Annotated in this window: 19 protein-coding genes; 7 read left to right on the forward strand and 12 right to left on the reverse strand. The window is 29.9% G+C overall.

All coding sequences use genetic code 11. The features are described from left to right. Positions 1-23 precede the first annotated feature (23 nt). The 3 genes from HW276_RS01490 to HW276_RS01500 all read left to right on the forward strand — a co-directional run bounded on the left by HW276_RS01490 (position 24) and on the right by HW276_RS01500 (position 2,570). Complete coding sequence (locus HW276_RS01490) at positions 24-140, forward strand: MarR family transcriptional regulator (RefSeq protein ID WP_147002831.1); 117 nt, start codon at positions 24-26, stop codon at positions 138-140. Positions 141-591: 451 nt separating this feature from the next. Continuing rightward, positions 592-1,836 (forward strand): RNA-guided endonuclease TnpB family protein, encoded by a 1,245-nt coding sequence (locus HW276_RS01495; RefSeq protein ID WP_178937131.1) that lies wholly within the window; start codon positions 592-594, stop codon positions 1,834-1,836. 107 nt (positions 1,837-1,943) lie between these two features. Next, positions 1,944-2,570 carry an MFS transporter gene (locus HW276_RS01500; RefSeq protein ID WP_232053978.1) on the forward strand — a complete coding sequence of 209 codons (627 nt, stop codon included), beginning with the start codon at positions 1,944-1,946 and terminating at the stop codon, positions 2,568-2,570. Positions 2,571-2,677: 107 nt separating this feature from the next. On the opposite strand, the gene HW276_RS01505 is transcribed toward HW276_RS01500, so the two are convergent. The 12 genes from HW276_RS01505 to HW276_RS01560 form a co-directional block, all read right to left on the reverse strand. Then, positions 2,678-3,349: a DUF1269 domain-containing protein gene (locus tag HW276_RS01505; protein WP_255460275.1), complete on the reverse strand. Its 672-nt coding sequence runs from the start codon at positions 3,347-3,349 to the stop codon at positions 2,678-2,680. Between the two features lie 72 nt (positions 3,350-3,421). Continuing rightward, positions 3,422-5,053 (reverse strand): AarF/ABC1/UbiB kinase family protein, encoded by a 1,632-nt coding sequence (locus HW276_RS01510; protein ID WP_255460276.1) that lies wholly within the window; start codon positions 5,051-5,053, stop codon positions 3,422-3,424. A 95-nt stretch (positions 5,054-5,148) separates the two neighbouring features. Beyond that, positions 5,149-6,336 (reverse strand): RIP metalloprotease, encoded by a 1,188-nt coding sequence (locus HW276_RS01515; RefSeq protein WP_178937134.1) that lies wholly within the window; start codon positions 6,334-6,336, stop codon positions 5,149-5,151. A gap of 114 nt (positions 6,337-6,450) precedes the next feature. Next, on the reverse strand, positions 6,451-6,993 hold the full coding sequence (locus HW276_RS01520) for a cell division protein SepF (RefSeq protein WP_232053982.1): 543 nt from the start codon (positions 6,991-6,993) through the stop codon (positions 6,451-6,453). Positions 6,994-7,004: 11 nt separating this feature from the next. After that, entirely contained in the window at positions 7,005-7,688 is a 684-nt protein-coding gene (locus tag HW276_RS01525) for a YggS family pyridoxal phosphate-dependent enzyme (RefSeq protein ID WP_178937135.1), read from the reverse strand. 134 nt (positions 7,689-7,822) lie between these two features. Beyond that, complete coding sequence (hemW, locus tag HW276_RS01530; protein ID WP_178937136.1) at positions 7,823-9,118, reverse strand: radical SAM family heme chaperone HemW; 1,296 nt, start codon at positions 9,116-9,118, stop codon at positions 7,823-7,825. A 151-nt stretch (positions 9,119-9,269) separates the two neighbouring features. Then, entirely contained in the window at positions 9,270-10,337 is a 1,068-nt protein-coding gene (locus HW276_RS01535) for a TonB family protein (protein WP_178937137.1), read from the reverse strand. 52 nt (positions 10,338-10,389) lie between these two features. Further along, positions 10,390-12,465, reverse strand: a complete 2,076-nt coding sequence (locus HW276_RS01540; RefSeq protein ID WP_218974987.1) for a TonB-dependent receptor — start codon at positions 12,463-12,465, stop codon at positions 10,390-10,392. 59 nt (positions 12,466-12,524) lie between these two features. Further along, positions 12,525-12,944, reverse strand: coding sequence for a biopolymer transporter ExbD (locus tag HW276_RS01545; protein WP_178937138.1), 420 nt, complete (start codon positions 12,942-12,944; stop codon positions 12,525-12,527). A 28-nt stretch (positions 12,945-12,972) separates the two neighbouring features. After that, a complete protein-coding gene (locus HW276_RS01550) occupies positions 12,973-13,599 on the reverse strand; it encodes a MotA/TolQ/ExbB proton channel family protein (RefSeq protein WP_178937139.1) in 627 nt (208 codons plus the stop codon). 276 nt (positions 13,600-13,875) lie between these two features. Beyond that, positions 13,876-15,462 (reverse strand): PAS domain-containing protein, encoded by a 1,587-nt coding sequence (locus HW276_RS01555; RefSeq protein WP_178937140.1) that lies wholly within the window; start codon positions 15,460-15,462, stop codon positions 13,876-13,878. 321 nt (positions 15,463-15,783) lie between these two features. Beyond that, positions 15,784-17,502: a phospho-sugar mutase gene (locus HW276_RS01560; protein ID WP_178937141.1), complete on the reverse strand. Its 1,719-nt coding sequence runs from the start codon at positions 17,500-17,502 to the stop codon at positions 15,784-15,786. Positions 17,503-17,971: 469 nt separating this feature from the next. Between HW276_RS01560 and HW276_RS01565 the strand changes: the two genes are divergently transcribed. The 4 genes from HW276_RS01565 to HW276_RS01580 all read left to right on the forward strand — a co-directional run bounded on the left by HW276_RS01565 (position 17,972) and on the right by HW276_RS01580 (position 23,316). Further along, positions 17,972-20,605, forward strand: coding sequence for a DNA translocase FtsK (locus tag HW276_RS01565; RefSeq protein WP_178937142.1), 2,634 nt, complete (start codon positions 17,972-17,974; stop codon positions 20,603-20,605). 154 nt (positions 20,606-20,759) lie between these two features. Beyond that, entirely contained in the window at positions 20,760-21,806 is a 1,047-nt protein-coding gene (locus HW276_RS01570) for a rod shape-determining protein (RefSeq protein WP_178937143.1), read from the forward strand. 147 nt (positions 21,807-21,953) lie between these two features. Beyond that, positions 21,954-22,604: an SMC-Scp complex subunit ScpB gene (scpB, locus tag HW276_RS01575; protein WP_147002846.1), complete on the forward strand. Its 651-nt coding sequence runs from the start codon at positions 21,954-21,956 to the stop codon at positions 22,602-22,604. 25 nt (positions 22,605-22,629) lie between these two features. Then, positions 22,630-23,316 (forward strand): pseudouridine synthase, encoded by a 687-nt coding sequence (locus HW276_RS01580; protein WP_178937144.1) that lies wholly within the window; start codon positions 22,630-22,632, stop codon positions 23,314-23,316. Positions 23,317-23,330: the final 14 nt, after the last annotated feature.

Below are 23,330 nucleotides of genomic sequence, written 5' to 3' on the forward strand. Positions count from 1 at the left end.
CGCAACTTTAGTCGTGAGATAAATTGCACGAAAATTTTAGTAAGCATATAGGGAAACTTGTATGTAGACACGGAGCAAAACCGTGCAACGAAGAAACTGAATTGCTGGGAACTCTTAAAGCTAGTATAACCACAACATAATACCTTCGTTCAAATATGGTATAAGTGTGAAGGTAGCGAAAGCAGAAAAAATATACTAGATGGTGCAAGGTTAAATCCTAAACATTATGATAATAGACAATCAGCAGCTAATCCTGAAAAGGAAAGTTCAACGACTATCCCTCGTGAGGGGAGTACAATACAAGCGATTGGTATTGGAAGTGGTTTCGCCTAAGGTGTTGAGATACACTATGGATAAGATATAGTCTGTGCTTGTTAGAGATAACAAGAAGTTCAAGGCTAATCTCCTTAATTTATTAAGGAGTACATATGCCATGAGAACTGCATAAATGGTAGCGTATTTATGTGAACGACGCTTCCCACTGTTGTGGGGTTTTAAAAACTTTAAAAATATTTAAAAAATATTACTTTTTAATAGATAAAATGTAGGATATATAGTATAATATCTCTGATGAAAAGGAGGTGATTATATATGTATTTAACATTAAAACAACAAGTAAAACATCTTAGCAAAAAAGAGTTTAGAAATTTAAAATATTTATCTCATATAGCCAAGAACTTAACTAATGAAGCTATATATAATATTAGACAATACTATTTTAATAAGAAAAAGTATTTAAGTTATAACGAAAACTATAAAATGCTTAAAAATAGTGAGAACTATAAGAAGTTAAATTCTAATATGGCTCAACAAATTCTAAAAGAAGTAGATGGAAGTTTCAAATCATTTTTTGGACTTTTAAAACTTGCTAAGAATGGTCAATATAATGGTAAAATAAAATTACCTAATTATCTTGATAAAGATGGTTTTACAACTCTTGTTATAGGTTTTGTAAGATTAAAATATGATATGCTGATAGTTCCTTATTCAAATTCATTTAGAAAGACACATAAGGAAATCGCAATAAAACTACCACCAGTATTAAAAGACAAGAAGATAAAAGAGATTAGAATAATACCCAAACAACATTCTAGGTACTTTGAAATTCAATATACTTATGAGGTAGAAGAAGTTCAAAGGGAATTAAATGAAAACAATGCACTAGGAATTGATTTAGGTATAAATAATCTTTGTACTTGTGTTACAAATACTGGAACTTCATTCATAATAGATGGTAGAAAATTAAAATCAATAAATCAATACTATAACAAGACAAATGCAAAGCTGCAAAGCATAAAAGATAAGCAAAAGATAGAGCATATAACATTAAGACAAAAGAGAATAGCTAGAAAGAGAAATAATCGTATAAATGATTATCTTTCAAAAGCAGCAAGAATAATTGTAAATTATTGTCTTAATAATGATATAGGAAAAATAATTTTAGGATATAATGAAGATTTTCAAAGAAAATCAAATATAGGAAGCATAAATAATCAAAACTTTGTAAATATACCATATGGAAAATTAAGAGATAAATTAATATATCTATGTAAGCTATATGGAATAGAATTTAAACTGCAAGAAGAGAGTTATACATCAAAAGCAAGTTTCTTTGATGGAGATATAATTCCAGTATACGATAAAGAAAATCCGCAAGAATATATATTCAGTGGAAAAAGAATAAAAAGAGGACTATATCAAACAAGTGCAGGTAAACTCATAAATGCGGATTGTAATGGAGCATTAAATATTTTAAGGAAAAGTAAAGTTGTGGACTTAAGTGTCCTATACAATAGAGGTGAGCTGAACACACCTAAAAGAATAAGGGTAGTGTAAAGCTATCAAACTTCTTAGAAAATTTTTGAATATTTTTAAAGATTTTAGAACCCTGTGACTTTAGTCGTGGGAGGTTCAGGAGAGAAATTGTAAAAGAACCAGTAAATATGTCAAACATTAAAGATAATAAGAGTTTAAATCCGTTTTCGACTTTTAGATATATAAAGGAACTTGATGGATTTTCAAAATTTTTCTGTCTTATAATTTTTTTATCTGGAATTGGGATTTATTCTTATGCGAGCGCGTTAAATTATTTTTTTAAATTTTACGAAAAGGTTTCGGCAGATACAATCGGAACTTTTGTAATGTGTTCATCACTTTTGGCATTTTTAGGGACGGCATTTTTTCTAGAAAAGTTATTAAAGAGATTTAAAGAAAAAATTATTCATAAAGTTATGATTTTTACTGGTATAATATTGATGTCATTTATATTTTTTAGAGTAAAGTCAGGAACGACGCCATATTTTATAATGGCTGCTTATACAATGACCTATGAAATAGTACGTTCTCTTGGAAATACGATTATTGCTAGAAGATATGTTGAAAATCAAGGTAAAATTCTAGGAGTAGTGTCTGCAGCAGATTCGCTTGGAAATGCTGTCGGTTCTTTTTTATCTGGGCATTTACTGGCATTTAATCCATTTTTGCCATTTATTGCGAATATTGGAATAATGGCTGTTGTACTAATTTTAATCAAAAATTTTAGTCGTGTTTTTTTGATAAATTCTGATTGATTAAGTAGTTTTAAAAAAGAGGAAATAAAATCTCTTTCATTAGGTAACGGATTTATTATAAAAAGGGGCCTTGACCCCTTGCCATAAAATAAACCAAAATATATTTTCTATTTTTTAAATTTATTTTTTAAATCTAATACAAATTTTGTTAAATCTTCAGTAAATGCTTCTGCATTAACCTTTACTTTTTCTGAAAAATCATCTAAATTGTCTTTTATTTCTTTAGATTTATTTTCAAATTTTTCCTTTAGTTCTTTATATTCAATATCTGTTCTTAATTTTCTTTCATATTCTTCCGCCAATTCCAAATCTTTTCTTACAATTTTTGCATCTTTTCTTAAAATAGTTTCTGTTTCATATTTATTCAAAAAGTTATCAAGTTCAGAAGTGTTTGATTCAGATGTTAGCAAAATTAAGGCATAATGGTCATTTACCAAATATTTTGACACATCTTCAAAGATACCAACTACTTTTTTATCAGCCTTTTCACCATGGCTTCCGCCTATTAAAGCTCCGATAGTTCCTCCAAAAATAACACCTAATGGTCCTCCAATAATTCCGATGAAGCTTCCAAGCAGACCACCGTTTAAAAATCCAATATTCCCATTTTTATTTACTTCAAATCCATCTTTAAAGGATAATTTATCACTTTCTTTTTTTACAACAGCCGCCTGTGTAATTATATAATTTTCCCCAACATATTTTTCTTTTATATCCGCCAATGCTTCAAATGCGCTTAACTGATTCTTAAATGTCGCAAGTAATACATTATTTTCCATAATTATCGATCCTTTCATATCTTGTTTTTATACATTTTACTCCTTTTAAAATAGTTTTTATTGTGCTGTCACTTATTTTTTACTTTTCAAAAATAAATTTATTCCCATAATTCCAGCAATAATAAATCCCAATAATCCTAATCCAGAAATCCCAAAAATTTTTGGCGGGATATTTGCCAAAGCCAGTATTGATGATCCAACAAACAGTGATGAGATGATAATCGCCAAAACTAGTTCCTCAAAAGTTTTTTGAAATTTCTCAAATCCAATTATTTCATGCCTATGTTTTAGTTCATTTTTTTGAATTTTTTCCAAAATTGTTTTTAAATCTGTCGGCAAAGTTAGCCAGTTTTCAGAAAAAGTTTCCAGTTTTCTTGTTTCCTTTTTAAAAATATTAATCGGATTTATTCTCTCCTTTGCAATTTTGTCCATATATGGCTGCATAACTTCATTAATGTTAAGATTTGGATCTAAATGCCGTCCAATTCCTTCAATTTGCCCAATTCCCTTTATCAGCAAATAAATATCTTCTGAAAGTAAAATTTGATTATCACTGAATATTTTTCTCGCTTTTTCAAAAATTGTAACAATATCTATATTTTCTAGTGAATTTTCATCAATCATTTCGATTATCCCATAAAGTTCCCTCTCAAATTTCCTTTCATCTGGCACTTCAAATTTAATTGCTAATTCCTGTATTGTTTCAACCATTTTTTTCACATCTTTTTTTAGTGAATAAATAATCAAGTTAATTAAAAATTCCCGCTCATTTGGATAAAGTTTTCCCATTGCCCCAAAATCAATAAATACAATTTGCCCATTTTCCTTTAAAAAAATATTTCCAGGATGAGGATCAGCATGAAAAAATCCATACTTCAAAAATTGCGTTAAATAAAGGTCAAGTCCAATTCTAGCTATTTTTTTAGGATCTTGCCCTATTTTTATTATTTTTTCTTTGTCGGTAATTTTAAAGCCTTCTATCATTTCCATTGTGAGAATACGATCGTTGGAAAGCTGCTTGTACACAGCTGGCACGTGGATTCTGTCATCCTCTTTAAAGTTATTTGCAAATCGCTGCATATTACGAAGTTCGTTATTTAAGGAAAGTTCCTCATTCAGCATTTTCTCAAAACTTTCCACAATATTTCCAATATTCATTTTTTTTATATCTTCATAATAATTTTCCAAAGTTTTTGCAAGATTTTTCATAATTTCCAAATCAATTTCCACAACAGGCTTTATATTTTCCCGCTGTATTTTTACAACGACCTTTTCTTCATTTTTTAATCTGCCTTTAAATACTTGTCCAATTGAAGCTGAGGCCATCGGTTCTTCTTCTATTTCCTCAAAATAGGCATCTATTTCAATCCCAAGTTCCAGATTCATTTTATTCTTTACATCAACTTTTTCAACTTCTACATCATCCTGCAATTTTTGAAGCTCTGTGATCATTTCTTCAGGCAAAATATCCTTTCTATTGCTTAACATTTGCCCAAATTTCACATACACAGGACCCATTTCTTCAATTGCCATTCTTATTCGCTCATAAAAAGTACAGGAATTTATTTCATTAATTTTGTCACTGTATTTTCGTTTTACATTTTTAGGAATATATCTTTCCAGTTCCCCCCTTTTAAACAATTCATCAAATCCATATTTGGCAATTACAGAGGAAAGTTTCATAAGTCTTCTTGTTTTTTGCATAAAATCTACCATTTATTCTGCTTCTCCTTTTTCACTTTTTTAATAGTCTTTTGTAAAAGGCTAAAATACAAGATTTTTAAATTAATTAAACTTTTTTAAAAGTATTTTGTAACATCGAAAAATACAATAATAAGCATTAATACAAGCAAAAATATCATTCCAATAAAATGAACCTTTTCTTCAATTTTTTTATTAATTTTAATTCCAAAAAATTCAGGAATTATAAAAATTAATCTTCCTCCATCAAGTGCAGGAATTGGCAGCAAGTTCATAATTCCGATATTTATGGAAATTAAAATAAAGACACCAAGCATAGCAAACAGACCTCCTTGCCCATAAGCCTCTCCAATGACTTTAGGAAGCCCTACAGGACCTGTCATCTCCTTCATTGCTACTTTCCCTGTCACGAGCATTTTAACACCGTCAAGCGTCATTTTAAAGTAATCTCCGAACATAATAAAACTTATTTTTATTCTTTCTCCAAATGTTGATTTTTGACTTAGTAAATGAATTCCAAGGATATTCCCCTTAGTTTTTTCACTATGAGTCAATTTTACATTTTCAGTAATTTCCTTGTTATTTCTCAATATTTTTAAAACAACATCTTCATTTTTATAACTTTGACTGATTTCACCAATTTTTTTTGTCATCTCAGTCCAGTTTTTTATATTTTTACCATTAACTGCCAAAATTTTGTCATTTACTTTCAATTTTCCATTTGCTTTTGAATTTTGCTCAATTCCTCCAACTATTGCCTGTGAATATTGAGGAGGTACAGTTCCTGCAATAGAAAGCATTATGTATAAGGCAATCAAAGCGGAAATAAAATTCATTACAACTCCTGCAATTAGCACAATAAATCTGCTAAATGGAGATTTTGTAAAAAATCCATTTTTCTGAATATTTTCCTGCCTTTTCAATTCTTGCTTTACAGCCGTATCTAATCTTTTTTCCACTTCACTAATAAATTCTTCATCTTTAATTTCATTCTCATTATTTTTTTCACCTTTCAATTTTTCAATAATTTCATCCATTTTTTCCTTCTTAAATGCTTCCAAGTCAAACTTTTCAGGCTGCATTCCTTCAATATTGACAAATCCTCCCAATGGTAAAATTCTAATTGAATAAACTGTTTCCTTCTTTTTTACTGAAAAAATTTTTGGCCCCATCCCAATTGCAAATTCTGTAACAGGCATTCCAAAATATTTGGCTGTAGCAAAATGCCCTAGTTCATGTATAAATACTATTATTCCTAAAATTATTATTGTAAAAATTATTCCCATTACTCACTCTCCATTTTTTATATTTATATTTTTAAATTATTAAAAAATACTGCTTTAAATGAGAAAAACTCAAAAAAAGCAGTTAAATTCCAAAACTTAACTTTTGATATTTGATTATAAGTAAGTACCGTCTCCTTCATCTTCTCCTAATGAAGCATCAATATCTTCGTAATCAATTTCCATTGGAATAGAAGTTAAAACTTTATCGGTAACTTTTGACAAATGTGCACTCATTGCATAAGCGGCTCCACTTACAAAATCTATTACCCTTTGTCCTACTTCATATTCTAGAAATTCCAAACTGAATGTTACAATTTTATTTTCTTTTATTGCATCTGCAATTAATCTCGAATCTTCAAAAACTTTTGGTCTAATAATCGAGACATTTACTTTAGATGTTGGCATTTTTGTAATTTCCTCCTTTTTTCCTACCCCAAAAAGGCTTCCTATCCCCTTTTTTTCTTCAGGCTGTTTTTCTGGTTCTACACGGGCTGTTGCTGTTGTTTTGTGCTGAACTTTAGACTGCTGATTTTGTTGTGGCTGCTCTGTTGCCACTTCTTTTTTTTCATTTTCTGACAATTCTTCAGATAATTCGTCATCATCATCATCTTCAATGTCATCGCCAAAAAATTCCATTAATTTTTTTTTAAGTCCCAAAGCATAACCTCCTATTCAAATAATTTACTTCCTATTCTAATTATAGTTGCACCATTTTTTAATGCTTCTACATAGTCATTTGACATTCCCATAGAAAGAGTTGTAATATAATCATATTTTTCCTGATATTCTTCCTTCAGATTTCTCATATTTGAAAAATAATCATTTATTTCTTCTTTGCTTGCCTCAAACGGAGCCATTGTCATAAAGCCTATTATTCTTACATTACTCATAGAAAAATATTTCTCGCTATCTTCTTTAAAATCTTCAATGTAAACTCCTGTTTTTGATTCTTCCTTTGAAACGTTAATTTCAATTAATCCATTTATAATTCTGTCATTTTCAATAGCTTTTTTATTTATTTCTTTTAAAAGTTCATAAGAATCAATTGAATGTATTAAATTTACACTATTAATTATATACTTTATTTTATTTTTTTGCAACCTTCCAATAAAGTCCCATTTAATATTTTTATATTTTTCATCTGAAAATTCATTCAGCTTATCCCGATAAAGCTGAGCCCGATTTTCACCAAAGTAATCATAGCCCATTTCAATTAGAGTCTTATGTTCCTCTACATTAAGATACTTGCTTACAAACAGAATTTTAACTTTTTCAGGATAGGGAGAATATTTTTTTATATCTTCCAAAATTTTTTTATAATTCTGCTGAATTTTTACACTGTTCAGTTCCATTCCTGCTCCTTACTGTTTTGACTTGTTGTATTTGAGATATATTTGAAATCTTTTAATATAAAGCAATTTATTGTGTATATCTTTTATAAGAACAAATATGATATTTTTACAATTACACTATTATAACCTTTTTTTTAAATAAATTCAACAAATACATCATTTGCTAGCAACATTCCCTTTTTTGTCAGTCGAATTCTTGCCTCACAAGTTTTTTTCACTATTTTTTTGTCAAAACCTCCATTATTTTTTGTATTTTTTTGTTTTACATAGAGAAATTCTTTATTTTTTTCATCAGTAAAATTTATTTTTTCCAGGGAAAATTTTTCCAGTAATCCACTTTCTATAAGTTTTTCAACCTTTTCATCTTCAAAATATTCAATTCCCTCTTGAATAAGCCGCAGCCCCAACATTTTTTTTAGCTTCTCGCTTTCAGTTTCATCCACAATTTCAACCGTATTTTCATCAATCGGCAATTTTCCATCATCAATCAGATTATAATGTTTCTTAAAAGTCCGTACATTGCTGTGCCTATTATCGCCAAAATAACTAGCAGCACTCATTCCAACGCCAATAAATTTCTGATTTCGCCAATATTTCAAATTATGTCTTCCCGCATTTTTCTGCAATTTTCTTAAATCTTCAAATTTTTTTATTTCATTAATTTCAACATCTTTATCTTCATCATCTATTCTTGCAAAATTAGAAATCTCATACTGACAATATCCATTTTCCCCAAAAAAATCAATAATTTTTTCATACATTTCTGCTTCCAAATCCTGATCAATTTCGGATAAAATCCCCTTTTGCAACTTGCTCCAAAAAACCGTTCCTTCTTCCCAAATAAGCGAATAAATCGACACATTTTCAGGTTTTAATTCCCGCAAAATATCAAGATCCCTTTGCAAATCCTCAAGACTTTGATTAGGAATTCCGAACATCAAATCCACCGTAATATTGCAAAATCCTGCCTCTCTTGCCATTTTATAAACATTTATTGCATCATCAGAACTATGTTGCCTTCCAATAAATTTTAAAACATGATCTTGAAAACTCTGAATACCGATACTTAACCTATTTATTCCAATTTTATTAAGTTTTTTCAGTTTTTCAAAAGTCATATCCGTCGGATTCAACTCCAGCGTAATTTCAGCATTTTCAGACCAGTCAAGTTCATCCAATATTTCGCTTATCATCTCAATAGGCAGCAAAGAAGGTGTTCCTCCGCCAAAATAAATTGTATCATATTTGATTTTTGGATACATTCTAATTTCTTTAATCAAATAATCCGTATATTTTCTATATTCCTTTTCCATTCTCACAAATGTGCAAAAGTCGCAGTATTCGCACTTTTTATCACAAAATGGAATATGGATATATATGGCATCAATATTTTTTTCCTTCGATGCTTTAATATTTTTTACTTCAATCATTATTTTTTTACCTTTTTTAAATTACTTAATATATTTTACCATATGTAAGATGTGATTTCAAACTTTTTGCATTAATATCTTAATAAAAATTACAAAATTTTAGATAAAACAAAAGGGAGAAATACAACTCCCTCTCTAACCTTCTTTTTAGTTATTTAAGTTCAAATTCAAACGATTTTGATATTGTACATTTCAAAGTTTCTGGATTTTTTACTTTTACTCTTATTTTACTAGCAGCCTTTCTTGCTTCTTGTTGAAAAATTGCACTTCCTCCTGAAGCCGAAATCACACTAACAGAACCACTACTATTGAAATAAAACTTTACTGAAACAGTAACAACTCCTTTATTCCCAAGCCTTCGTGCTGCAATAGGATAACTTAAATTCGGATTATACGAAACTGTAAAATCTTTTCCCTCATTACAAACATTTATGTTTTTTTCTTTATCTTTTTCATTATTTCTTTTCTGTTCATTATCATCATTTTTGCTAGATTTTTTGCTAATTTTTTCTAAATTTCTTACCTTTGAACTACCACTATCTTCAGCTTTCCTATTAATATTTCCTCTGTTACTACCATCTTTTCCACTGTTACCGTCATTACCTAATTTCTTAACAAAAGAATCACTTTTAACATTTTTATTAACACCATCTCCATGATTCCCAATTTCTCCACTAAAAATATTAGTTCTTGTCTTATTAATATGAGAATCATTTTGATTATTTCCAACAGTATTTTCTGAAACATTTTTTGAAATATTTGTAGGTGTTGATGTTGTATCTACCGCCTTTTCTTTTGAAACTACTTTCACATCCTCATTTTTTTGCAAAACTTTTTCAGTGTACTTAATTTCCTTCTGATCATTCAAGTTACTAATTTTCTTTGAGTTAGATTCAAATCTTGAGTTTGAAATTCCATCATTTTGTGAAATTTCTATTTTCTCAGAATTTCTAATATTTTTAGTATTATGAACATCCTTCACTCTCTCATTATTTACAAATTTGTCATTTACAGATTTATCATTTTCCTCTCCATTATTTTTATTTCCAGCCACTCCTTCTGGAACATCTGAAACATTTGTAAACACACTTTCACTCAAATTTACCGTCATTGGCTCATTTTGCTTATTTTCTTTTTCATTATTATTTGAAACATAATAGGCTACAGGAATAAATAAAGCCATAACATTTAAAACAATTGAAATTATATAAAATTTCATTTTTTCCCTTTCTTTAACGCTTTAAACAGATTTATGAAACAAACTCACTTTTCTAAAATTCATAACTTGCTCCGATGTAATAAGTTCGTTCATCAGCTGGTGAATACACTGTACTTTCTGTAAGAGGATCTTTCCCTTGAGCAACATTGTATTTTTTATTAAATACGTTTTTTACTCCTGCATTAAGTCCAAATCCATTTTTATGTTTATATTTCAATCCTAAATCTGTTGTAGAATATGAAGGTATTTTTTCATTGTAGGTATCCACTGAACTTGAGTAATAATTTAAGTTAGCAGTCGTTCTCAAACCATCTGCTATTTCATAATCAAGTCCTAATGTAACTTTTGTAGATGGAACTCCTGGTATTTTTTGCCCATCTTTAAAATTATAAGTTGTTGAAGTTAGTACATCATCTCCCACTTTTTTAATTTTAGCATTCACGTATGTAAACGACTCATTTACTCTCAATTTACCTAAATATTGTTCAGCAAATAGCTCTACACCTGTTCTTTCGGTAGCTTTTAAATTATGGAATGTCCATCTTGCTGTACTTGGTCCTCCTAACACTCCGTGATCCATATTCAAGTATATTTCGTTATTTGTTCGTGTATGAAATGCTGTAGCACTTACAAATGAATTCCATAACATATCTTTAAATCCTACTTCATACGTATTAAATTTTTCTGTTTTTAAATTATTTAAAGTATAATTTCTAGCACCTGGTGCATAATCAACAAATTCTGTTGCAGCTGGTGATCTAAATCCTCTTTCATATTTCGCATAAACATTTCCTGTATCAGAATATTTGTAATTAAGTCCCACTTCATAAGCACTATTACTATCTTTTCTCGAACCGTGCATTTCTCTTGCTGGAATAGTTACAAAACCTCTTCCCCCAGGTATCGGCATTCTTGTAGATGGAACTTCTCTATTTGTTTTATATTCTGCTCTTTCAAATCTATACCCTGCTGTCCCTTCTAAATTACCAACAAGTTTATGACGCCCTAACAAATAAAATGAATTCGTTTCTTTCGCTAAATCAACATTCATAATTGGTGTTCCAAATATAGTTTGTTCTCTACTTCCCTTATGATTAATGTAGTTATATCCAAAAATTATATTCCCATTTTCAAGTCCATAATTTCCCTTAAAATTAATTCCTTTTTTATTATCTTCAAATTTCGTTTTAGGCATTCCATACATAGTTTTATTTGTATCCTGTTTATATCCTGTCAATGACAATTTCAAATTATCAGTAACTTTTCCTTCGTATCCCAAGCTATACTCTTTTCTATCAACATCAATATCACTCAAAATTCCAGGCTGTCTTCTATCACTCAAAAGTTGTGCTTTTGTCAAATCTGACGCCAATGTTTCTTCTGAATCATATCTCGACGCCTTAAATTTCAAACTATGATTATCTGTTATATTATATTTCAAACTCCCATTCAAATATTCATTTGCTTCTTTTGAACCTCTTCTATAACCTTTTCCATTAACATTTTCATATCCTAAATCAATAATAACTTTATTCCCGTAATTGATTCCTGCATCAAATCCTAATTTATTTGTCCCATAAGAACTATTTTGATAATATACTTTACCAGAAGCTCCTTCTTTTGTTCTATCTTTTGTAATGATATTTACAACTCCACCTCGAGTTCCACTTCCATACAGAACTGTTCCTCCACCATTTATTATTTCCACTCTTTCTACATCATTAACAGATATCGTATTTAAAGGGATATACGCATGAGAAGTGTCAATTGTATCCATCGCAACATCCCCATCAATAAGAATTTTCACCGAAGAAACTGCTTTAGAAATATTCGCACTTGTCCCCAATCCAAATCTCCCTTGCCCTCTAATATCTACCGCTGAACCAAATCCAGTTTGTGTTATATTGACTCCTGGCGCCTGTTTCAATATATCTTCTACCGTATTGTATCCTTTTTCTTTAATATCTTCTGACGTAATAATAGTTACATTTTTTATCTGATTATCAACATTATCACTAAATCCTGTTGCCGTCACAACTGTTTTTTCAAGTTTCCCTTCATATTTTCCCTCTGCATATAATGATAAACTAGCTAAAATTAAACTTAAAATTGTAATTTTTTTTAACATAAATCCTATTCTCGCATGACATCAGCATTTTTCTGCCACGCTCTCCTTTCTTCATTTTATTATTTATTATTTTTTTGTATATTAAGACTAACATTTTTTACATTTTCATTACGCAATTTCGACATTACTTCTACAATATATCCATATTCAAGATGCTCATCCGCCGTCAATGTCACATTTTCAAGCATTTCTTTAGGTAATTTCAAAATTTCACTATGAATCTTCTCCTCCGGAATTTCTTTAGTATCATTACCCACCTTTAAAAAATATTTCTTATTTCTATTTACTATTATTTCCGCCTTCGTTTCTTCCTTCTTATCAAATTTAGCATCCGATTTTGGAACAGAAAGTTGAAATTGTGAATACTTATTAAATGTTGTAGCAATCATAAAAAATATTAATAACATAAATATGACATCAATAAGATTAAGCATTGATATTTCTGCATTCTGTCTACTTCTTCTATTAGAAAATTTCATTTTTTATTCCTTTCAATACTTTATAATTCTATTTTTTCACTCTTCCCATAATATGCAAAGCTGCTCTCTCCATTTCTAACGCTATTGCATCTATTCTTCTATTAAAGTAATTATAAAAGATTAAAGAAGGTATCGCGACAATTAGACCAAATGCAGTAGTATACAGTGCCTCAGATATTCCAGCCGCAACTATTTTTGAACTTTCAGCACTCGCAGACAACGCCGAAAACGATGTTATCATTCCTGTTACTGTTCCAAGAAGTCCCAACTGAGGTGCCGTATTTACAACTGCTCCTAAAAGCCACATTCCCTTTTCCAATTTCCCTGTTTGTGCCAAAACAGCTTCCCTTATTATTTCTTCAAGATACTCCCTCTCTGATTCCTCAATCTTATCCAAATCCAAATCTATATTTTCCATCGTTTTTGTAACAATTCTAGAAACCGAATCTCTTTTTGGTTTTACAATTTCGATAATCTTTTCCCTACTTTCTGTTTTCAAGGCTTTAAACAGCTGTTTCCTATACTCTTTTGTAAATTCCCTCTCTTTCGTAGAAAAAATCCATAATTTTTCTAAAATTACTGCAACTCCACAAATAGAAGCCAGCAGTATTCCCCACATAAATATTCCACCTGCGATAAAATAATGTAACAACATCCGTTTTCCCTTTCTATAAATTATTTTGATAACAATAATATTTTATATCAAAAATTTATGTTAGTCAAATATTTTTTTATTCTACCAATTTTAAAAATAAAAAATGGAACTGCCAAATTAAATTGTACAAATAATAAAATTCCTGTTATCCTTACAACTTTTTTAGCAAGTTCCACAACTTTTTTAAAATTTATTCTAAAAATTTATCTAAATATTCTGATTTCTATTCTAAAAACAAAAATCTTTTACTATTACTTAGCAATTTATCTATAATAATTATTTTTCAGCTTCATTTCTTCTAATTTCATCAGAAATTTTTTCTATCAATTCGTCTAAAGGAAACCCACCACGCATTGAAATCATATCAAGTGTCGCAACTTTAGACATTATCATATATTGAATTGGATCAAGCAGTTTCTTGTATGTAGGCGATAATGTTGGCATAAATTCTCTTATGTAGGGATATTTATCTATTATTTCTCCTATTACTGTATTTTCTGTTAGTCCATAAGGATTTTTGTTTTCTTCAAAATCTTTTTCATTCTCTTGAGTAATTTCAGATTTTTTAGGTTTTTCCCAAGTTACAAGCGTTCTCTTCCCTTCAAGACTTCTTATTCTCGTAACATCTTGCATCATCTCAAGAACCCCTTTAAATGTACCATTTTCATCTCTCACAGCAACATAATAAATATAAATAAATTTCCCATTCATTTCAAGCCAAAAGTCAACTTCATCTTGCTCATTATTTCTAAATGCATCAATTATTTCCAAAACCGAAGCGACACTTTCTCTCGGATGACAGTTTTTAACATCTCTTCCTATAACTCCTGCACTTCTAGGAAAAATTCTATGTTTTGTATCAGTGTAAAACTTAACAATCTCATTCTCATCTACAAAAGACAAATCTACTGGCATATGTTGAAAAATCAAATTTATTTGCTCCAAAGTAAGTTTTCCTTGCTTAACATCTAACACATCAGACTTTCCTCCACCTGTATTCATATTATATTTTGAAAGAAGCCCAGCTAAATCATTCATAAAATTACCTGTTTGAGACATATTTTCATTCAAATTTTCATTTTCCTCAGCTTTTTCTTCTTTTTTCTCAGGCAAAAATCCTTTAGGCTTATCAATCAAGAAATATCCTATCTCATCATCTCCACTTCTCATATTCCTAAATTCTTCCTCAGTAATCATTTTAAGTGAAGTTGGAAATAAGATTTCTTCTTCCTTATGCATTATATCCAACGTCAATTCCCAAGCAATTTCCTGTTTCGCATAAAATTCTTCCATTTTATCTTCCATTAACAGTTTTCTAGCCTCACTTATATTATCCCTAACCGCATTATCAAAAGTCCACATTATTCTAGACGGTCTGTCAAATCCTTTTCTTTCTAATATTGAAAATAATTGATGCTGTTTTCTAGCCAAATGTGTCAAATTAAATGTATAAAGTTTATCGTAAAACTCCAGCCATCTATTTTTTATAAATTTCTTATTCAATTCTTCCTTCATTTCAGCAATCAACTTTCTAGCCGCTTCATTTTCCTTCAAATAAGTTTTTATCGGATGTCCCTCAGGCAACGAAGAGTCCTCTCTTTCAATAATTTCATCAAACAAATCAAGCACATCATTCATCTTATCATGGACAGTCGCATCATCAAATCCTAAATCTTTTATTTTCTGCTCAGAATAGGCAAACTCAGCAGGAGTTATCTTTTTATCTTTAAAAGTCTCCCTTATCAATTTTCTCGTAGTCTCTACATCAACATTTCCTTCTATATAATTTTTCTTAATTTTCGTCATTTTCTCAATCAAATCAAAATTTATATTCAAATGATCCTTCATATTTGCTTTTTCCATAAAACATATCACCTCATATTTCGTTTCTTCTAAATTCAATTTTAAAACTATCATAACTTAATTTTGTTTAAAAAATATTTGACTATAAAATTTTCTTTTATTCTATCATGTTTTTATTTCTAAAACGTGTAACTTATGGTACATTTTTCAAAAATATTTTCCATTACAAATAAAAAAACAGGAAAATCATTCTCGCTACAAGAAATTTCCCTGTTTTCATCTATTTATTTACTTCAATTCTTATTCAATTTTATAAACTTTGTATAAAATTTTTATTTTCTCTAAGTCTATCAAATTTCTCAAAATATTTACTTCAAAAAATTATAATCCAATAAATTTAGAAAATTCTTCCATTGTTTTATCAAGTTTAGCTTTAACATTTTCGTTAGAATCTGCATTTACGCTGAAATAGAATTTAATTTTTGGTTCAGTTCCAGATGGTCTTGCTGTAATAAATGTATTATCTTCAAGCACAAATTGTAATACATTTTCTTTTGGTAAATTAATTTCTTTTTCTTCACCAGTTTCCAAATTATGTTCTTTGTGTGAGAAGAAATCTCTTTTAATTTTAATTTTCTTACCAAGCAATTCATCTTTAACATTTTCTCTCAAGTTAGACATCAATGCTGCCATTTGTTCAATTCCGTCTTTACCTTTCAATGTTACTGATTTAATTCCTTCTAAATAATATCCGAATTTTTCATATAATTTTTGCAATTCTTTGTAAATAGAAGTTCCTTTTGAATGGTAATAAGTTGCCATTTCAGAAATAACCATTGAAGTTACCAATGCATCTTTATCTCTTGCATGAGTTCCAATCAAATATCCGTAACTTTCTTCAAATCCAAATAAATATGATCCTTTTAATTCTTTATTTTCAAATTGTCTAATTTTTTGTCCAATATATTTGAATCCAGTCAATGTTTTCATAACTCCAACATTTTTAGCAGGTGCAACAACATCAATCATTGGTGTAGAAACAACTGTTGTAATAACTTGTGCATCAGCTGGAATATCTTTTTTGTAATTCAATAAATATTGCAATAACAATAATCCTACTTGGTTTCCATTTGGATAATACCATTCATTTTTGTCATCTCTTATTGCAATACCGATTCTATCAGCATCTGGGTCATTTGCCAAAATTAATTGTGCTCCAATTTCATTTCCTAATTTTGTTCCCAATTTAAATGCTGCCACTTCTTCTGGGTTTGCGTAAACTACTGTTGGGAAGTTTCCATCTGGTTCAATTTGTTCTTTTACAACTTCAAAATTGTATCCAAAATCAGATAAAATTCTCTTCATTGGTCTTCCACCAGTTCCATGAAGCGGAGTATAAACAATCTTGAAATCTTCTTTTCCTGGAATATCTGTATGTATAGTTTGTTTTTTAATCGCTGCTATATAGTCATCATCAATTTTATGATCAAGTTGAATAATTAATCCTTTTTCTCTTCCTTCTTCTTCAGAAATAACTTTTATTTCTTCCAATGTAGAAATTTTATTTACTTCATCAACAATTGCTGGTGCATGTGGGTCAACAACTTGTGCTCCATCATCCCAATAAACTTTATATCCGTTATATTCTGCAGGATTATGAGAAGCTGTAACAACGATTCCTGACATACATCCTTTATATCTTACACCAAATGACAACTCAGGAGTTGAACGTAAACTTTCATAAATATATGCTTTAATTCCGTTTGCAGCCATTACTCTTGCAGTATTTAATGCATATTCTCTCGAACCTATTCTACAGTCATGAGCAATTATGATTCCTTTTTCTTTTGCCGCTTTTTCATCAAAACTCAACATATAGTTTGCAAGTCCTTGAGTTACTTTTCTAATTACATATTTATTCATTCTATTAGTTCCAATTCCACGAACTCCTCTAATTCCACCAGTTCCAAAACTCAAATCTTTGAAAAATCTATCTTCTATTTCTTTTTCATTCCCTGCAATGCTTTTCAATTCTTCTCTGTCTTTTTCGTCAATAGCAGGCGAATTTAACCAATATTCGTATTTTTCTTTGTATCCCATGATATTCCTCCTAAAGTTTATTTAAAAAATTTAATTTATTATTTTTTATCCAATTTGATAAAGTTTTTTTGATCAAAAATGGATTTAAGCAGGATAGTTATTGATTTAAAATTTAATTTATTAAATCAATAAATTTTTCTACTCTATATTAATTTTACCACATTTATTTCAATTAACAAGTGCCTAAATGAAAAAAAATTATATTTTTTTTACTAAATTTTGTTTTTGTATTCTAAGTTTATTTTTTAAGGAAATAGAAAATGACAAAATTGAAAAAATATAGTATAATGTAGAAAAGTCACTTTAAAACCGATGACTATTCTATTCCAATCTAAATTTTGAGTTTTATTTATTTTATATAATTTTTAGATAGCTTTGAGAATAGGTTTGTTATATGGTAAAATTGATTAGGAATTTTAGATTTGGAATTTATTAAATTTAGATAGAATTTTTAGAAAGGATAATTAAGATGAGTAGAAGAAAAGTTGAAGGTATAATCTGGTTTGTTGCTGGAATTATATTGGTATTGCTGTTGGCAAATAAATCAAAAATGCTCAGTGATAATATTGGTGAAAATATATTTTCGCTTATATTAAGTGGAATTACGCTATTTTTTGGAAAAATGACGTGGTTTATTGCAATAATGTCTATGCTGTATGGAATAATTCTGTTTTTCTATGAAAAAATTGGGATTAATTTGACACAAGGAAAGGCTGCGGCATTAGCGGGACTGTTTTTAAGCTGGGGAATGATTTTGATAAGAAGTTCTGTTGTTCATGGAAAACCCTTGTCGGGAAACTTTACTGAAGCGGGCAGACAACTTTTGGAAATAGGGTTTAACCGTGAAAGCGGAGGAATTTTAGGAGCATTGCTGTCAATGCCGTTTTTCAAGGTGCTGCATTTTCAATGGATGTTTTTTATTCTTTTAATATTGTCATTGTTTTTTGTGGTATGGTTAATTAGAGATCTTATTGAACTTGGATATGAAGTTTTGAGGGAAATAATAAAATATTACAAAAGCGATGAGTATAAGGAGAAAAAAAGAAAGCTGGCGGCAAAAAAATATGCTGAAAATTTGAAAAAAACAGATTATAAACGTTATCAGAAGGAAATGTTAAAGGCAAAAATAATACAATCCAGAAATGAAAAATTAAGTTTTGAAATTGCGAAAAAGCCTAAGGAAAATTTTTTGCAGAAAACAGAAGTTTATTCTAAGGAAGAGCTTGCAGAAAAGGAAAAGGAATGGATTGAAATTTTTGAAGAGAAGGAAAAGGGAAATTTTGAAAAGGATGAAAGCGTAAGAAGAGAAAAATTAAAGGAAAAAAGAAAAAAAGAAGATGTACTGGACACAGTTGTAAAACCGCTAGAAAATAGAAAAGCAGAAATTGTAGAAAAAACTGAAAATAGTGGTGAAAACATTTCAAATGCTGAAAAGCAAAATGTTGCAGAAGAAAAGGAAGCTGGAAGCGAGAGGGAAATTGAGATCGAAAGCGTAAATGAAAATAATAAGAATGAAAGCAAAAGAGATGAAGACAGCAAAAAGGAAACAAAACTGGAAATTGTAACACCTTTAAAAAGAGAAGAAATAAATTCTGTAAATGCGGATCCAAATTTTCAGCAGTTTCCAAAGCTTGATGCTTTTGAAAGCAGCAACTCAAAAGGAAAAGAGCTTGAAGAGGAATTGAGAAAAGTTAATGCGATGTTTGACAGCAATCAAGGATATGACGATATTGTGAAAAAATCCATTGCGGAAATTTTTAAATCAAAACCGATGGATCTTGAGAAAAAACAGGAAATTGAAAAAAGTATAAGAGAAAATGTGAATCATCTGGAAAACGTGCTAAAGGAATTTGGAGTTGATGCGAAAGTTGTAAATTATGAATATGGACCAACTATTACGAGATATGAAATTATAATTCCAAAGGGTGTAAAAGTAAGCAAGGTAACAGGACTTTCAGATGACATTGCAATGAATCTTGCGGCAGAAAGTATTCGTATAGAAGCTCCAATTCCTGGAAAAAATACAATTGGAATTGAAACTCCGAATAAAATAAAGGAGCCTGTGCATTTTTCAAATATTATAAAAAATAAGGAACTTGACAGCGGGGAATTAAAGGTAATATTAGGAAAAGATATTGTTGGGCGAGATAAGTTTATAGATATTGCTAAAATGCCGCATTTGCTTATTGCAGGGCAAACAGGTTCTGGGAAGTCGGTTTGTGTGAACACTTTAATTTCAACATTGATTTCAAAAAAATCCGACAAGGAAGTAAAATTTATAATGGTTGATCCTAAAATGGTGGAACTTATGCCATATAACGATATTCCACATCTTTTAGTGCCAGTAATTATAGATCCAGAGCAGGCTGCAATAGCTTTAAAATGGGCAGTTAATGAAATGGAAAACAGATATAAGAAACTTATGGAAAATGGAGTAAGAAATATAAAAAGCTACAATTCGTTGAGCTTTGTGGAAAAAATGCCTTATATCGTTATAATAATTGATGAGCTGGCGGATCTTATGATGGTTGCTTCTGGAAGCGTGGAAGAATCAATTGCAAGAATTGCGCAAAAGGCAAGGGCAGTTGGAATACATCTAGTTGTTGCGACACAGCGGCCATCTACTGATGTTATAACGGGAATGATAAAGGCTAACTTGCCAAGCAGAATTTCCTTTGCATTAAGATCACAGATTGATTCGAGAACAATACTTGATTCGGCTGGGGCAGAAAAACTTTTAGGACAGGGGGATATGCTGCTGCTTGCCAATGGATCTTCAAAAATGGAAAGAATACAAGGGGCATATATTTCTGATGAAGAGGTTAAGAACTTGACCGATACGTTGAAATCTGCTAAAAAGGTAAAATATAAAAATGAAATTTTGAAGGAACCTGAAGAAGAAATTGAAGATGATACTGATCCTTATTTTGAAAATGCAGTAAATATTATAAGACAGGAAAATAAAGTTTCAATTTCGCTGCTTCAACGTAAGCTGAAAGTTGGATTTAATAGAGCTTCGAGAATTTATGATCAATTAAAGGATCATGGAATTATAAGTTATGATGATCAGATAATAACTGATAATATTGATGAAAATGATTAAAAAAATATGTATTTTGCAATATTAATTAATATTATAGCAAATTACCCCTTAAAGTTGCTTGAGTATATTCAAAAAAAATGGTAAAATACTTTAAAGCTATAATAATTTAATAAATGTTTTTTAAAAAAATAAAAAAATGAAGGAGATAGAATAGATGAAATTTTTTGACTTGTTTAAGACAAATATAGCGCCAAAGACTACACGTGATATAGCTATTGATTTAGGAACAGCAAATACTGTCATGTATGTAAAGGGTGAAGGAATTCAAGTGGATGAGCCAACTTATGTGGCTATCAATAAAAAAACTGAAGAGTTGGAACACATTGGAGAAAAGGCAAAGGAAATTATTGGAAGAACAGCTAAGCATACTGAAATTATCCGTCCATTAAAAAATGGAGTAATTTCAAATTATGAAGTTACTGAAAGAATGCTTGAAGAATTTTTACATAGAATAAAGAAGGATAAATTCCAAAGTTCAAGAGTAATTATTTGTGTTCCGAGCGGAGTTACACAAGTGGAAAGAAGAGCAGTAATTGAAGTTGTAAAAGATGCTGGAGCAAAAGAAGTTTATCTAATTGAAGAACCAATAGCGGCTGCAATTGGTGTTGGAATTGATTTATTTGAGCCAAAAGGACATTTAATTGTTGATATAGGTGGAGGAACTACTGAAATTGCATTTATTGTATCAGGTGGAGCAGCATTATCTAAGTCAGTTAAAATTGCTGGGGATCACTTAAATGAAGATATTATGGAATTTGTAAAAGATGAATACAATTTATTAATTGGTGAAAGAACAGCCGAAGAATTAAAAGTAAATACAATAAGTCAAGATGATCCTGAATTGGAATACGAAATAAGAGGACGTGAATTGGGAGTTGGATTGCCAAAGAGCATGAAAGTTAAGACTTCTGCCATAAATGGAGCGATTACAAGACATATTGACGCCATTATTGATGAAGTAAGACTTACAATAGAAGAAATTGAGCCTGAAGTGGCAGCAGATATTTATGAAACAGGAATTTACTTATCTGGTGGTGGAGCAGGCATAAAAATCTTAAAAGAAAGAATCGAAAGGGAATTATTGCTTAAGGTAACTGTTGGAGATGATGCGATCCATGCTGTAGTAACAGGAATTGCAGAAGTATTGACAGATTTCAAGAGATACAAAAATATTATTATTTCACCAACACACGAATATTAATTTGAATAATTAGAAATTAGGGGAATTTTCTGAAGGAAACGAAATAGGAGAATTCCCCTATTAATGAAAATAGTAGTAGGAACAAAATTTTTTAGTATTAGATAAAAGTATTGTTATAGAAAAAATAAAAAATAAAAATGGTAGAATATGGAAAAATTTGAAAAAAAAGAAAATAAAAGAGAAGAGAAGCAAGGCCGTATAATTGGTGTTCAAAGAAAACTCGAAATTAGTGAAATCGAAGAGAAAGTGGAAGCGATTATTTTTTTGGCAAAGGAAATGGTGACAGTCCAGGAGCTTGCACAGTTTTATGCGATGGAAAACTTTGAGATGGAAGAAGTGCTGCATAGTTTAAGGGAAAAGAGAAAAAATACTGGAATAAATTTAAAAATTGAAAATGGAGGAGTTTTTTTAGTGTCAAACCCGCTTTTTGGCTTTGATGTAAAAAGATTTTTTAATCCAGAAATGAAATTAAAGAAATTATCACGTTCAGCGATGGAAACATTGGCAATTATTGCATATAAAGGGCCTGTAACTAAAGCTGAAATCGAACAGATCCGAGGTGCTGGGGCTGATAAGACAATGGCTAATCTTTTGGAAAGAAAATTAATTTATATTTCTGGGAAGAAAAAATCTATTGGAACTCCAAATTTATATGAAGTGACGGAGGATTTCTACAGTTACCTGAATATTCACGGAAGGGAAGAACTGCCAGGAAGTGAGCAGTTTCAAAAAATTGATCTGCTTTATAGGGAAGATGAAAAAATGAAAACTGAAAGTTCAGATAATGAAAATGTTTAAAAAATTAAAAATAAAGAGGTAAAAAATGAGATTAAATAAATTTATAGCCGAAACGGGATTTTGTTCTCGTAGGAAGGCTGATGAACTGATAAACGAAGGAAGGGTTACAGTAAATAAGCAAGAAGCGATTATCGGAATGGATATAAAGCCCGAAGATGTTGTTAGAATTGATGGGGAAAAAGTAAAACTTAACACAAGATACGAATACTATATTTTAAATAAGCCAAAAAGGGTTATTTGTTCAAATGAAGATAAATTTGGGCGTAAACTTGCGATTGACTTTATAAAATCACGTGCCAGACTTTTTACTTATGGAAGGCTGGACTTCATGACAGAAGGTCTGATTATAATCAGTAACGATGGCGATGTCTACAATCACGTAATGCATCCAAGAAAAAAATTATACAAGAGCTATATTGCCAAAGTTAGCCGTGAAATTGATGATAAAGACATCGAAGCATTGCAATATGGAGTTGTAATTGATGGAAGAAGAACAGCCCCTGCTAAAGTTAAAAAAATTGATAAAAAAGAACTTAGAATTGCAATCTTTGAAGGAAGAAACCGACAGATTAGAAAAATGCTTGAAACATTGGGATATAATGTTAATTCGCTGAAAAGAATTAAAGTGGGAGAACTTACGCTTGGACATTTGCAAGTGGGAGAATACCGTGCTTTGAATGAAGATGAAATTAAATATTTGAAAAGTTTATAAAAATAAAGTCATTA

The sequence above is a fragment of the Leptotrichia sp. oral taxon 417 genome (genome assembly GCF_013394865.1).
Taxonomy (GTDB): domain Bacteria; phylum Fusobacteriota; class Fusobacteriia; order Fusobacteriales; family Leptotrichiaceae; genus Leptotrichia; species Leptotrichia wadei_A.